General features: G+C 29.5%; 12 protein-coding genes. 11 read left to right on the top strand and 1 reads right to left on the bottom strand.

The genetic code is table 11. The annotated features are described in order from the left end of the window. Positions 1-18: 18 nt before the first annotated feature. From EOV51_RS13680 to EOV51_RS13660, 5 genes are all read left to right on the top strand, one after another. The gene (locus EOV51_RS13680) at positions 19-864 is read left to right on the top strand and encodes an alpha/beta fold hydrolase (RefSeq protein ID WP_128153089.1); all 846 of its coding nucleotides are present in this window, start codon (positions 19-21) and stop codon (positions 862-864) included. Between the two features lie 28 nt (positions 865-892). After that, a complete protein-coding gene (locus EOV51_RS13675) occupies positions 893-1,546 on the top strand; it encodes a DUF2461 domain-containing protein (protein WP_128153088.1) in 654 nt (217 codons plus the stop codon). 206 nt (positions 1,547-1,752) lie between these two features. Beyond that, positions 1,753-2,463, top strand: a complete 711-nt coding sequence (locus tag EOV51_RS13670; RefSeq protein ID WP_128153087.1) for a VIT1/CCC1 transporter family protein — start codon at positions 1,753-1,755, stop codon at positions 2,461-2,463. Between the two features lie 5 nt (positions 2,464-2,468). After that, on the top strand, positions 2,469-3,275 hold the full coding sequence (gene dapB, locus EOV51_RS13665) for a 4-hydroxy-tetrahydrodipicolinate reductase (RefSeq protein WP_128153086.1): 807 nt from the start codon (positions 2,469-2,471) through the stop codon (positions 3,273-3,275). Between the two features lie 65 nt (positions 3,276-3,340). Then, positions 3,341-3,964 carry a hypothetical protein gene (locus EOV51_RS13660; protein ID WP_128153085.1) on the top strand — a complete coding sequence of 208 codons (624 nt, stop codon included), beginning with the start codon at positions 3,341-3,343 and terminating at the stop codon, positions 3,962-3,964. Between the two features lie 45 nt (positions 3,965-4,009). Here EOV51_RS13660 and EOV51_RS13655 read toward each other — a convergent pair whose 3' ends face one another. After that, a complete protein-coding gene (locus EOV51_RS13655; protein WP_394343658.1) occupies positions 4,010-5,311 on the bottom strand; it encodes an exo-beta-N-acetylmuramidase NamZ family protein in 1,302 nt (433 codons plus the stop codon). Here EOV51_RS13655 and EOV51_RS13650 point away from each other — a divergent pair. The 6 genes from EOV51_RS13650 to EOV51_RS13625 all read left to right on the top strand — a co-directional run bounded on the left by EOV51_RS13650 (position 5,292) and on the right by EOV51_RS13625 (position 13,395). Next, positions 5,292-6,521: an ABC transporter permease gene (locus EOV51_RS13650; protein ID WP_128153083.1), complete on the top strand. Its 1,230-nt coding sequence runs from the start codon at positions 5,292-5,294 to the stop codon at positions 6,519-6,521. The genes EOV51_RS13655 and EOV51_RS13650 overlap by 20 nt on opposite strands. 7 nt (positions 6,522-6,528) lie before the next feature. Then, complete coding sequence (locus EOV51_RS13645) at positions 6,529-7,641, top strand: DUF3810 domain-containing protein (protein ID WP_128153082.1); 1,113 nt, start codon at positions 6,529-6,531, stop codon at positions 7,639-7,641. A 279-nt stretch (positions 7,642-7,920) separates the two neighbouring features. After that, positions 7,921-10,302 carry a DUF2339 domain-containing protein gene (locus tag EOV51_RS13640; protein WP_164875318.1) on the top strand — a complete coding sequence of 794 codons (2,382 nt, stop codon included), beginning with the start codon at positions 7,921-7,923 and terminating at the stop codon, positions 10,300-10,302. Positions 10,303-10,373: 71 nt separating this feature from the next. Further along, positions 10,374-11,981, top strand: coding sequence for an Ig-like domain-containing protein (locus EOV51_RS13635; RefSeq protein ID WP_128153080.1), 1,608 nt, complete (start codon positions 10,374-10,376; stop codon positions 11,979-11,981). A gap of 37 nt (positions 11,982-12,018) precedes the next feature. Further along, complete coding sequence (locus EOV51_RS13630; protein WP_128153079.1) at positions 12,019-12,468, top strand: heme-binding domain-containing protein; 450 nt, start codon at positions 12,019-12,021, stop codon at positions 12,466-12,468. A 6-nt stretch (positions 12,469-12,474) separates the two neighbouring features. Further along, positions 12,475-13,395, top strand: a complete 921-nt coding sequence (locus EOV51_RS13625; RefSeq protein ID WP_128153078.1) for a S66 peptidase family protein — start codon at positions 12,475-12,477, stop codon at positions 13,393-13,395. The last annotated feature ends 3 nt before the right edge of the window (positions 13,396-13,398 follow it).

Below are 13,398 nucleotides of genomic sequence, written 5' to 3'. Positions count from 1 at the left end.
AAACTAAAATTAATATTCATGTCAATTCAATCATTAGAAACAATGACAACAACACTAAGTTGGAAATCAATAAGCTATGAACAAATAGGAGAAGGAGTACCTATTGTTTTTTTGCATGGGATTCCATTAGACAGAAGAGCATTAAAAAATCCAATGGAAGATTCTTTAAAAAATATTAATGGCTATAAGCGAATATATTTGGATTTGCCGGGCATGGGACAGTCCGGAAAAATTAATAGAGTTTATAGCTCGGATGACATGGTGGAAATTTTAAATGAATTTATAACAGATGTTATAGGTGATGCTAAATTTTTACTCGTAGGTCAATCCTATGGAGCCTATTTGTCTTTAGGCTTATTGCTTAAAAATGTAAATAGTATAAATGGTGTTTTTTTGATATGTCCTTGTACAGTTCCGGATAGATCAAAACGTATTCTCCCCGTTAAAAAGGAGTTAGATTGGAGTAATCCATTTATAAATAAGTATAAAAAAGAAGAAACGTTTGTTGATTATCTGAATTTCACAGAAGTCAGAAATGAACAAACTTGGAAAAAATATCAGGAAGATATTATACCCGGAATGAAAATTGCAGATTTAGAGTTTATAAACCAATTACAGGCAACGGGTTACGAATATACTTATCATAATGAATTGAAAAATTTAAAATTCAGAAAACCTTCAACAATTCTTACAGGAAGTCAGGATGCTTGTGTAGGATTTGAAGACGCTTTTAAGCTCACTCCTAATTTTGAACATTTAACCTTTTCAGTATTAGATAATACAGGGCATAATTTACAAATTGAACATCCTGAACTACTGAAGGTTTATTTTAAGGATTGGATTTCAAGGGTTGAAAAAAATTAATAAGCATAAAATATAAATAAAGCAAGATATGTTACATAAAAAAACGTTAGAGTTTTTAAAATCTTTAAAAAAAAATAATAATCGCGAGTGGTTTTCAGAAAATAAAGATTGGTACGAAACGTCTCGCTTAGATTTTGAAAATTTAGTTAAAGATTTACAAATCGGACTATCTGAACTAGATATCACAATAAAATATTTAAATCCTAAAAAATGTATATTTCGTATATATAGAGATATCCGTTTTTCACCAGATAAAACACCTTATAAAAATTATATGAGTGCTGTATTTAGTGAAATTAAAAACTCAGGATATTATTTACATATTGAACCCGGTAAAAGTTTTCTTACATGCGGTCACTATATGTTGCCACCAGAGCAGATAAAAAAAATAAGAAAAGGAATATATGATGATTTTGAATCTTTTAGGGAAATAGTGGAAAATAAAAATTTTATCAAAGAATTTGGAGGTATAACTAAAGATGAAACTATTCTTAAAAGAGTTCCCAATGGTTTCGATAAAGAACATCCCTCCTCCGAGTATCTCAAATTTAAAAATTTCTATGTAACTAAATCTATTACAGATCAACAGGTACTGGATACTCATTTTGTTACGTTGGCTGTATCTGTCTACACAAATATGCAACCTTTCAATGATTACATAAATAATTTAATTCTTGATTAAATTAAATTTTAAAATTGATGATTTGAATATTGAAACAGTATATTTTTAGTAAACAAATTTTATTAGTGTAGAATTTCGTATCTAAATTTGCTGTACTATAAAATTAATCTGAGCTATCCGTTTTTTTGATAAATTTTCAAATTATTTCACATCTTTCATAAAATAGCATTACATATTACGTTAAGAATATTAATATAAATTTAAAAATGAAGCAGAAAGAAAAATCTGTTGGAGTTCACGTAAGACATTATGTGAATAGGGTAGGATGGTTACGCGCAGCAGTATTAGGTGCAAATGACGGAATAATATCAACAACTAGTTTAGTAATAGGTGTAGCATCTGCCAATGCGGATAGAGGGGCAATTATTGTGTCAGCTGTAGCTGGTCTGGTAGCGGGGGCTATGTCTATGGCAGCTGGCGAGTATGTTTCAGTAAGTTCTCAGGAAGATGTTGAAGTATCAGATTTAAGGAGAGAACAAAAAGAACTGGATACAATTCCGGATCTTGAGCTAAAAGAATTGGAAAATATATATATCAAAAGAGGATTGGATGAAGAGCTAGCCGCAAAAGTAGCACGTCAGTTAACTGAATATAATGCTTTAGAAGCTCATGCTAGAGAGGAGTTAGGAATCAATGACGTTAGTAAGGCAAAACCATTGCAAGCGGCTTTAGCTTCTTTAATTTCTTTTATCATTGGAGGAATTTTGCCATTATTGGTTTCGTTTTTAGCCCCTGTTTCACAAATGGTAACTTATCAATATATTTTTGCTCTCGTATTTTTGATATTATTAGGGATTATTGCGGCTAAAACCGGTGGTGCAGATATTATTAGAAGTTTAGTAAGAATATGTATCTGGGGAACATTAGCTATGGGGATAACAGCATTAATAGGCTCTTTTTTTAATATAAAAGGTTAAAATATATGAGAAAATTAAAAATATGTGTAGCAGGAGCAACTGGTTGGGCAGCTTCTGAATTATGTAAACAAATGGTAAAAACACCTGACATGGAAATCGTTTCAGCAATTTCCAGAAAAAATGCTTCAGGTAATTTAGACAGCATTTTAAACTTAAATACAGGAGTTAATATACCGATTTTTTCAACAATTGAAGAGGCTCTGAATATTTCTTGCAATGTTCTTATTGATTATACTTCACCTGAAATTGTAAAGCATAATGTTTTGGCAGCATTAAATAAAGGTGTTAATGTAGTAATAGGAACTTCTGGTCTTTCAGATAATGATTATGAAAATATACAAAAAGCTGCAGAAGATAATAATAAATCTGTATTAGCAGTAGGAAATTTTGCTATCAGTGTCGTATTATTAAACAAATTTGCTGAATTAGCTGCTAATTATATGAATTATTGGGAAATCATTGATTATGCAAGCGATAAAAAAATTGATTCGCCCAGTGGTAGTGCATTGGAATTAGCTTATAGACTTTCCAAGCATGGGAAATCTAAAAAAACTGTACAAATTAATAATACTCAAGGAATAAAAGAAACAAGAGGAGCTGATATGGGAGGTACTCAGGTACATTCCGTAAGATTACCCGGTTATGTAATATCGCTGGAAACTATTTTTGGTATGGAAGATGAAAAGCTTATTTTAAGACATGAAGCAGGAAGTAGTGCAAAACCTTATGTAGCAGGGGCCTTACTAGCTGTTCGTAGAGTAAATTCTTTCACAGGTCTCAGAAGAGGATTGGATACTGTTATGGATTTCTGATTAATAAATGATTTTTATTATATTTGAGGCTTTTATTTAAGCAAATCTTACTAAAATAATATGCTTTGAAGAAAGTTTTGACAAGTTATAAATTACTTTTATTAATTGTAATTTTATTTTTACTGGCAGTTAACACTCAATACTATTGGGAAGTTTGGATTGGTGATTATGCGCTAGCAGTTTACCTGATTTTATTCATCGGTTATTTATCTCTTGTTGTTGCTCTCTTATATCAAATTTATTTTTCTGTTGAAGAAAACTTCAAAAATAAAAGCAGATTAATTATTAATTTATTAATTGCTGGTATTCTTATATTTATATATAATAAGCCAATGGGCATAATGAATTATGATGAATGGGAAGATGAGAATTTGTTAATTGCAGAAGCTGAGGGAATTGCAAACTGTATGATTCGGGTAAAATTTAAAAATGATCAGAGTTTTGTGGAAAGAGATATATGCTTTGGTGTAGATGTAATGAAAGGAAGTTACATCCTCCGAAATGATACATTGTTTCTTTACCAGAATTTTTTATTTAGTAGATCGAAAGATTATTATGTATTTGCACTCTTTAAAACTGATAATGACGGTGACGGTAAGTCTGATGATAAGTTATTGTTATACAGAAGTGTGAATGATACCCTACCTATAATGCTTAACATACGAAAAAATAAGCTTTTAAAAAATTGATTTAATCTAAGATGTATTGTCAATTTTTACCATATTTATTATTGATCAATCTGGATATAATAAATATTTAGAACGTACAATTTTAAAATCTTCTAAATCTTTTTTCCAGGATAATTTAATTTCTTGTTCAGATTTTCTTGCCAGTATTTGTTTTCTCAGTAGGTCTGTACCTGCAAGTTTATCAAAAAACAGATTTTTATTGAAAAAAGAATATCCGACAGGTAAATTGGTGCTATTTGTGCTATTATAATATATAGTGAGTAGCCATTCAAGATTTATTTCAGAAAGAAATGGCTCGTCTCTTAAATCTTCACCATAGCAAATTTGCCCCTTATATTTCGGATTTTTATCACCCTTGTTAGGTTGAGGAATAAACTCATCCGTAAAAGCAGTGTTAAAAGGAGAACCATACATTTCAAACGGAAAATCAGTACCTCGTCCTACACTAACATTAGTTCCTTCGAAAAAACATAAGCTGGGGTATAAATTAATAGCATGATCTGTTCTTAAATTAGGAGAAGGATTTACAGGTAATGAATATTTCAATTTATGATTATAATTTTGTAGTTTAATAACGGTTAAATCACAAGAAACTTTATTTTTCAGCCATTTTTCTCCATTAATCATTAAAGCATATTCTCCGATGGTCATTCCATAAACTACGGGTACTTTATGCATCCCGACAAAAGATTCAAACCCTTGTTTTAAGACAGGTCCGTCAATATAGTGAGCATTAGGATTAGGTCTATCCAGAACAATTACAGGAATGTTGTTTTCAGCAGCAGCTTCCATTACATAATGAAGAGTAGAAATATAGGTGTAAAAGCGTACACCTACATCTTGCAGATCAAATAAAATTATTTCAACCCCCTTAAGTTGTTCTGTTGTCGGTTTTTTATTTTTTCCATATAATGAGATCACGTGGATATTGGTTTTAGAATCTTTTTCATCCTTTACCTGCTCTCCAGCATCAGCTTTTCCTCTAAAACCATGTTCTGGAGAAAATATTTTTTCAATTTTTATGTTTTTTAAAAGAAGAAAGTCTACAATAGATATAGTATCTATTTTTATAGATTTTTCACTCATATCAGGATGATCCGAATTGTTGTAAATATTTTGTACATATAAAATTCCTGTTTGATTCGTTACAATTCCAACTTTTTTATCAGAGAGAAAAGGAATATATTTTTCATACTGTTGGGCCCCAGTTATTATTGTTTCATTTGTGTTCTTGGTAGATTTTGTATTCTGAGCGGATAAGGAAATCAAACAAAAACAAAAGAAAATACTAAACAATTGAGTATATTTGAAAAAAAAATTTTTGGAGTTGAGTTTCACCTGGTTCATATCTAAGAAAATTGCTTTTTCCAAAAGTAATAAAAATAATCTATCACAAATTATAATTCGAATAGGGCAGACTGCAGTAGCCATAGGAATCATAGTTTCTGTAATAACTCTTGCAATCGGATTAGGATCTAAAAAAGCTATCAAACAAAAAATGGCTGACTTTAATGGTCATATAACCATTAGAAGTTATGATAGCAATAATTCTTTTAACAGTTCAAGGTTAAATAAAAAGAATGTTCTTATAGATAAAATTACAGGTAATCCCGAAGTATCAAACGTTCAGGAGTATGCTACCAAAAGCGGAGTAATACGTACAGAAGTTAGTTTCGCAGGAGTTATCCTTAAAGGTGTTACTGATGATTTTGATAAAGAACGTTTCAAAGAATTTATAGTAAAGGGAAGTATTCCGGAATTTACTAAAGATAAGCTTAGCAATGATGTAATTCTCTCGGAAAAAATATCCAAAGAAATGAAACTGGATGTTAATTCCTCATTCGTTATGTTCTTTGTCAGAGAAAACCAAAATCCTATTTACAGACGTTTTACCGTAAAAGGTATATTTCGTACAGATATCAAACAAATTGATGATGTTTTTGTAATAGGTGATATACAACATATTCAGAAATTGAACCATTGGGAGTCCGAAGATATAGGTGGTTACGATATATTTATCAAAGATATTGAGAATCTGGATGAAATATTTCCACAAATTGAAGAATTTGCCGGTTATAACAATTTTGCAGAGAAAGCTACTACTACTTTTTCACAAATTAATGACTGGATACAAATATTTGATACCAATATATTCATTATACTGGCAATTATGATGGTTGTTGTTGTTATAAATATTATTATGGTTCTTCTTATTTTAATTATAGAAAGAATAAATTCTATTGGAATGTTAAAAACACTTGGAGCTTCTAATAAGCAGATACGAAAAATATTTGTAAACTATACACTTTTCATTATGATGCCTGGATTGATCATAGGTAACATCATAGCAATATCATTGCTATATATTCAAAAATATTTTGAAATTATAAAGTTAAATCCTGAAAACTATTACGTGAGTACGGTACCTGTTTATATTAACTTTATTCATATAATTATCATTTCAATTTCAGCAATTATCATTAGTGGATTAGTGCTTTTGTTGCCTTCCTACTTGATATCTAAAATTTCACCTATAAAAGCTATTAAATTTCAGTAAGTTTAAAATGAAAAAAATAAAAGTAAATATCGAAGGGCTAATATCTCTCTTGATTCTTCAGTTTTTTTTATACCAGATCATTAAAATGAGTATGGGAACAGGAGAAAATATGTATATTCGATTCCTGCTTAAAATTAAAAGTTTATTCAATAGTGTTTTCGGTCTGATTCCTTTTTCTGTTGGTGATTGTTTGTATTTACTATTTGGAATCTTTTTAATGTTTTGTTTATCTAAAGGAATTTTTTTATTAGTTAAAAAAAATAAACAAAAATCTTCTAAATATTTTATATCATTATTACTAATAATTAATATATTTTATTGTATATTTATGCTGTCTTTTGGATTATTATATGGTGTTAAGCAATTTGTCGAGTTTGATAAAACTCAAGATAAAGTAAATGAAAATGACTTAAAAGTAGTTGCTAATTATCTATTAAATAATTGCCGTGAATTGCGAGAAAATATTTCTACTAATAAAAAAGGAGAATTTGCCATTGATACTAAAGAAATGATTTCAGTTCTTTATAAAGAACAAAGTTTATTTTTTGAAACACCACAACAAAAGCCAAATGTAAAAGTGTCTATGTATAGTTCTATAATGCGAAAAGTAGGTGTGGCCGGTTATTATAATCCTTTTACAGGTGAAGCACAATTTGTTGAAGGATATCCGGATACCTCAATACCATTTACTATAGCTCATGAAATGGGTCATCAGGCAGGAATAGCAGGAGAAAGAGAGGCTAATTTCTATTCTTTTTATATGGGTGAAAATTCTTCTGATAAAGAATTTCAGTATAGTGTAAAATATAAAGCTTTAATGTTCATTTTAAGAGAATTGTATACTAAAGATTCCATGTTTTCCAAACGTATTTTGGATAATTTTTCTAAAGGAATGAAAAAGGACAGAGAAAGAGAAGTTAAGTTTTATTCACAAAGTTCTAACCTGGGATCTGATATATTCTTATATATGAATGATACATATTTAAAATCAAATAATCAGGAAGGAGTTTCAGAGTACAGCCGAGTGGTGAAAATGATTATAAACTTTTATAAGTATAGCTACCCATCATTGTTTGCAGAAGCTAAAAAATCCCAGCTGCCAGTAGATAATACTCAATGAAAACATATTAATATTACACATAAACCGATAATATAGTACAAATACAATCAGAGATAAGATCTTTAAGCCAAAATACTGTTTAAGTACCGAAGTTATATTTATAAAAATAAATTATAGTTTAGTAATATATTACAGACAAAATAATACTATCTGAATATTTTATTAAAATAATTTAAACAACTAAAAATTGATGCAATTATGCTGGAAATCTTATTAATTTTAATAATTATTTTATTAATAATCATATTACTTAAACTGAGTTTTAGCAATACTCAGGTTATGAATAAATTTGAATCATTAACTGACAAATTTGAAAAGTTAGAAGATAATTTAAATAAAATCCTTAGTAATACACCGGTTGAAGATATTGAAATAAAGAACAACGATAACAACCAAGAATCAATGGATGGGTTGAAATCTGATTTTCATTTTGATACTGCTTCTGAGATAGAATCTTTTGAACCGGAAAAATCTGAAATTTTAAACACTGATCTTGCAGATGATAAAATGCCTGAAATTATAAATCAGACAATAGAGCAAGAAATCCAACATTCCAACTCTGAATTGGAAGGTTCTGTATTTTATGATATAAATAAAGATGTAGTTGATAATAGTAAAGAAGAGACTTCAAAGAAAACTTTCAAATTTGAAAAATTATTTGGTGAGAATATTTTGAGTAAGGTAGGAATAACAACCTTAGTGCTCGGAATTGCTTATTTTGTAAAGTATGCTATTGATCAGAACTGGATTGGAGTATCAGGACGTGTTGCAATTGGTATGATTGTAGGTATAGGAATTATAGGAATCGCACATAAACTAAGAAAAAAATATTTAGCTTTTTCAGCTTTACTCGCTGGGGGAGGAATATCTGTATTTTATATTACTCTAACCATAGCCTATAGGGAATATATGCTATTTACACAACCTACAGCCTTTTGTTTACTCATAGTAGTAACGCTTATTTCTGTAGGATTATCATTATTCTACAATGAGAGAATACTAGCAATATTTTCATTGCTCGGAGGGTTTGCCTCTCCGCTTTTAGTTAGTACAGGAAGTGGAAATTATATTACCTTATTTTCTTATATATTTATACTTAATTCAGGAATGCTCATATTGGCATATAAGAAAAAATGGAAGATAGTAAGCATCCTCAGTTATGTATTAACATTTGTTTTCTATAGTTTCTGGCTAATTACCTCCTTTCGTTCAGAAAATAGAGAAGGAGCAACAGTCTTTAGTGTGTTATTTTTCGTTCAATTTTATACTTTAGCATTAATAGAATTTTATAAAAATATAAAATTTTCTCCATATCAGATAGTTATTGTATTAAGTAACAATTTCATACTTTACTTATCTTTAATTTATATATACGATTTATATCCAAGAGATGTTAAAGGTTTGATAACTATGTTAATGGCAGTAATTAATGTAATACCCGTTTTCATATTATTAATTACCAAGCAGAAACAAAGCCTTTTTTTTCAATTACTTTTAGGAATCGTATTAGCATTTATAACTCTGGCCATACCTATTCAGTTAAAAGGAACAGTAATAACAATGTTCTGGGGAGTAGAATCAGTCATTGTTTTTTGGTTGTATAAAAATACAGGAATAAACATTTTCAAAAAAAGTTTTTATTTATTAATAGCCCTATCCATGCTATCACTCTTAAAAGACTATGTAAATGGTTATATTTCGGATATATTTTTAAACGGGATTGTAAATCTGGATCATTTTAGCATAGAGTATAAAACCATAACTATAAGTCCTATATTTATTACCGCATTGTTTATAATCTTATGTTTATTGATTATTAAATATATGATTAAAAATTGTGAATCAGTAGAATTAAATTCTCAAACATTAAAAATATTCGGCATATCCAATATAAAGGAATGGATTATAAACAGTATTTGGTTCTTAGGTTTTATCTTTCCCTTATCTGAGCTTACCTCTCAATTATATGAAAGATACTACGCTTTTCCTCAGATTGCATTATTGCAAGGGGTTTATATATACACTTATGCAGCCATTTACTATTTTATAAATCGTAAAAAAATATCAAAATTATCCTATATTGTATTGGGAGGACTAGTTATTTTATATTCAGTTATTTATCTATTAAAAGTAGTTTCCAACTCGACAGATATGATATTTTATTCTCCTAAATTCAGGTTAACGCTCCATTTAATACATTATTTAACCATCCCACTTTTTATCTATTTAGTTAAATTGTTTTGTAATAAAAATACAAATCAGAACAACGAAATTCCTTATTGGATTGTAGCCGTTTCATCATTAATTGCTCTTAGTGTCGAAATTGATAATACTGTATTGTTAAAATATTCGCATACTGTGCTGTTTGATATACATACAATTGTATATCCAATAATTTGGGGGATATCCGGTCTGATATTAATTATACTGGGCATGAAAAAAAATAAAGTTATTCTCAGAAAAATATCACTGGCTTTGTTTGGTTTAATAATTTTGAAATTGTATTTATATGATATATGGCAAATGAGCCAGACAGGTAAAATTATATCTTTTATACTTTTAGGAATCATTTTACTTTGCACGTCATTTTTATATCAAAAATTAAAAATTTTGATTAAAAACGAAGATGAGTCTAAAAGTGAAGAAACCGACCTTAAATAGATAAAAACTAAGTTTGTAAATTAATAGATTACAATAAGTATCTTTGCATTTATAAAAATATATTTTTGTATATGCAAAAAGCACTTAATTTGTTTATCCTTAGCTGTCTGGTAATTTCTTGTGCACGAGTAGGAACTCCAAGCGGAGGACCCAAAGATATAACACCACCCAAATTTTTAGGCTCTAAACCCGATACATTAGCTGTAAAAGTAGACACTAAAATTAAAGAAATTACACTCAATTTTGATGAATATGTAATTGTTAAAGATATTTCCAAGCAAGTTGTTATTTCACCGCCACCTAAAATCACACCCTCAATTGAGCCATCATCAACTGCCAGAAAATATATTTCAATAAAATTTTTTGAACCGTTGGAAAATAATACTACCTATACGATTAATTTTGGTTCAGCAATTCAGGATAATAATGAAGGAAACAAATTAACAAACTTCTCGTATACCTTTTCTACGGGTAACCGAATAGATAGTTTAAGTTTAAGTGGAAGAGTAAGACAAAGTCTTGAAAAAGATCCGCCAAAATCAGTTTTAGTATCACTATATAAAATCTATCAGGATTCTTTAGGCAAAGATTCCATTAATTTGAAAAATAAACCGTATTATATATCAAGAACAGATTCCACAGGAGCTTATAAGCTAACACATTTACATCAGGGAAATTATAAGCTGATAGTATTCAATGATTTAAATTCAAACTTACTATTAGATCCCGCCAAAGAAAATGCAGGATTTTATACACAAAGTGTAGATCCACAAAAAGGAGAAACTTACGATCTAATACTTTCCCCTTTAAAACAGGCTTATAAAGCAGTAGGAGCAGAGCAGGAGTCGTTGGGTGTAATTAAATTTAAATTTAAGGGTAATCCTGAAAATATTAAGATAAAACCTTTAGAAAAAGATTTTCCGGAAATAAAACAAAATCATAAACCATTTGCAGATAGTTTATATATTTATTTCAACAGTAAAGAGTTAAAAGGATTAGATAAGAAAGGAAGGATAAAATTCCTGACTCAATACAAAGAAAAAAAAGATACACTGAATGTTTTATACGATCCAAAATCAGAATCAGAACTAACCTTGTCAGCAGAAGAAAAAGAAATTACTCCATCTACTATTTTTACATTAAAATCTAATAATTATATAGATCAAGTAAATAAAGAAAAGATTGAGTTGTTAAAGGGAAAAGAGCCTATGGATTTTGATGCAGAAATTGATGAAGGAGATGCCAGAAAGCTGAATATAAAGTTTCCGATTACTTTTGATACAATGTATGAAATCAAAATTAATTCTGAAGCAGTTCAGGACTTTTTAGGACAGAAAAATAAAGATACACTTAGCTATTCTATTCAGACCAAAAAACAAAGCGATTACGGTAATTTAAGCCTGAGAATACAAAATAAGCCCGATTCTAAATTCTTTTTTCAATTATTAACAGAAAAATATGAGACTATTCAGGAAATATATGGAGAAAAGGATTTCTTTGAATTTAAAAATTTAAAACCGGGTAAATATATTATCAGGATTCTGGTAGATGAAAATAACAATGGTATTTGGGATGCAGCAGATATAGAGCACTTTATTCCGGCTGAAAAAACTTATATATATCCTGTTCCGATAGATGTCAGAGCTTTTTGGAATCTTAATGAAGTATGGGTTTTATAGAAAAAATGAAGTATAAAGACATTCACAAAAGCTGGAAATGAAAAAGAAAATAGGAATAATTGTAATAGTTATTTTACTTATACAGCTTATAAGAATAGATAAAAATAATCCACCGGTAGATCCGAATAAAGATTATATTAAAATAACACATGCACCAGCGCAGATAGCTGAAATTATTAAAAAGGCATGTTACGATTGTCATTCGAATGAAGTAAAGTATCCCTGGTATACAAATTTAGCCCCCATTTCCTGGTATATCAAAGGGCATATAAATGAAGGAAAAGAATACTTAAACTTCTCCGAATTCGGAAATTATAATATGTATCAGAAAGAACACATAAATTCAGGACTGGTTAGTGCTATAAAAAGAGAAACAATGCCATTAAGCTCTTATGTGTGGATGCATAAGGAAGCAGAACTTACATCACAAGAAAAAACAATTTTACTAAATTGGTTTGAAATTTTCGATAAAAAAAGTGACAAATAAAAGGGTATGGAAAGATTAAAAAAAGGGGATACAGTTTTAATTACAGCTCCTGCAGGAATGGTTACGGAGGATCAAATACAGCCAGCGTTAAATGTAATAAAAGCTAATGATTGGAATTATGAAATAGCTCAGAATACTTTTAACCAATATAATTTTGCATACAAGTATTCAGGAACGCCACCAGAACGGTTAAGTGATTTGCAGTGGGCCTTAGATCATCCCTATGCCAAAGCAATATGGTTTGCAAGAGGAGGATATGGAGGAGTACAAATTGTAGATCGTTTAAATCTTAATAAATTTAAAAAAAATCCCAAATGGCTGATAGGTTATTCAGATAATACAGTATTTCATCAACACTTTAACCGAAGAGGATTTCCCAGTCTTCATGCTACAGTATGTAAACCGCTTCCACAAGGACAATCTCAGGATACTTACTCAACTTTAACTCAAGCACTTCAACAGCAAAGTTTAAATTATACAATTTCCCCCGATTCATTTAATCAACAAGGCGAGGCGCAAGGACTTCTAACTGGAGGAAACTTATCAATATTATATAGTTTATTAGGTAGTAACACATTAGACCATTTTAAAGATAAAATTCTTTTTATTGAAGATTGGTATGAAAATTATTATCATATTGACCGCATGCTTATAGGTTTGGAGAGAGCAGGAGCTCTGAAAGGTATTACAGGATTAATAGTCGGTGGCTTTACTAAAATGGATTCAAAGGAAGAAAATAGTCAATATGACGAACCGTTTGATAGTCTGGCATACGAAGTGATTTCGGAAAGATTTAAAAATTATCATATACCTAAAGTTTTTGGATTTCCTACAGGACATATCTACGATACTAGGGCATTGATTATGGGAGCAGGTACTAAACTGATTGTCACCAAAGACAAGGTAGTTATTACTAATAATCTTTAATAT

The organism is Apibacter raozihei (assembly GCF_004014855.1).
Classification (GTDB): Bacteria; Bacteroidota; Bacteroidia; order Flavobacteriales; family Weeksellaceae; genus Apibacter; species Apibacter raozihei.
This window is presented reverse-complemented; position numbering and strand designations above follow the sequence as displayed.

Coding starts and splice junctions, on each gene's coding strand:
- EOV51_RS13640 (WP_164875318.1), top strand. CDS start 7,921: ATGAATAAATTTGAATCATTAACTGACAAATTTGAAAAGTTAGAAGAT.
- EOV51_RS13675 (WP_128153088.1), top strand. CDS start 893: ATGTTACATAAAAAAACGTTAGAGTTTTTAAAATCTTTAAAAAAAAAT.
- EOV51_RS13670 (WP_128153087.1), top strand. CDS start 1,753: ATGAAGCAGAAAGAAAAATCTGTTGGAGTTCACGTAAGACATTATGTG.
- EOV51_RS13635 (WP_128153080.1), top strand. CDS start 10,374: ATGCAAAAAGCACTTAATTTGTTTATCCTTAGCTGTCTGGTAATTTCT.
- EOV51_RS13630 (WP_128153079.1), top strand. CDS start 12,019: ATGAAAAAGAAAATAGGAATAATTGTAATAGTTATTTTACTTATACAG.
- EOV51_RS13645 (WP_128153082.1), top strand. CDS start 6,529: ATGAAAAAAATAAAAGTAAATATCGAAGGGCTAATATCTCTCTTGATT.
- EOV51_RS13655 (WP_394343658.1), bottom strand. CDS start 5,311: ATGAACCAGGTGAAACTCAACTCCAAAAATTTTTTTTTCAAATATACT.
- dapB (WP_128153086.1), top strand. CDS start 2,469: ATGAGAAAATTAAAAATATGTGTAGCAGGAGCAACTGGTTGGGCAGCT.
- EOV51_RS13625 (WP_128153078.1), top strand. CDS start 12,475: ATGGAAAGATTAAAAAAAGGGGATACAGTTTTAATTACAGCTCCTGCA.
- EOV51_RS13680 (WP_128153089.1), top strand. CDS start 19: ATGTCAATTCAATCATTAGAAACAATGACAACAACACTAAGTTGGAAA.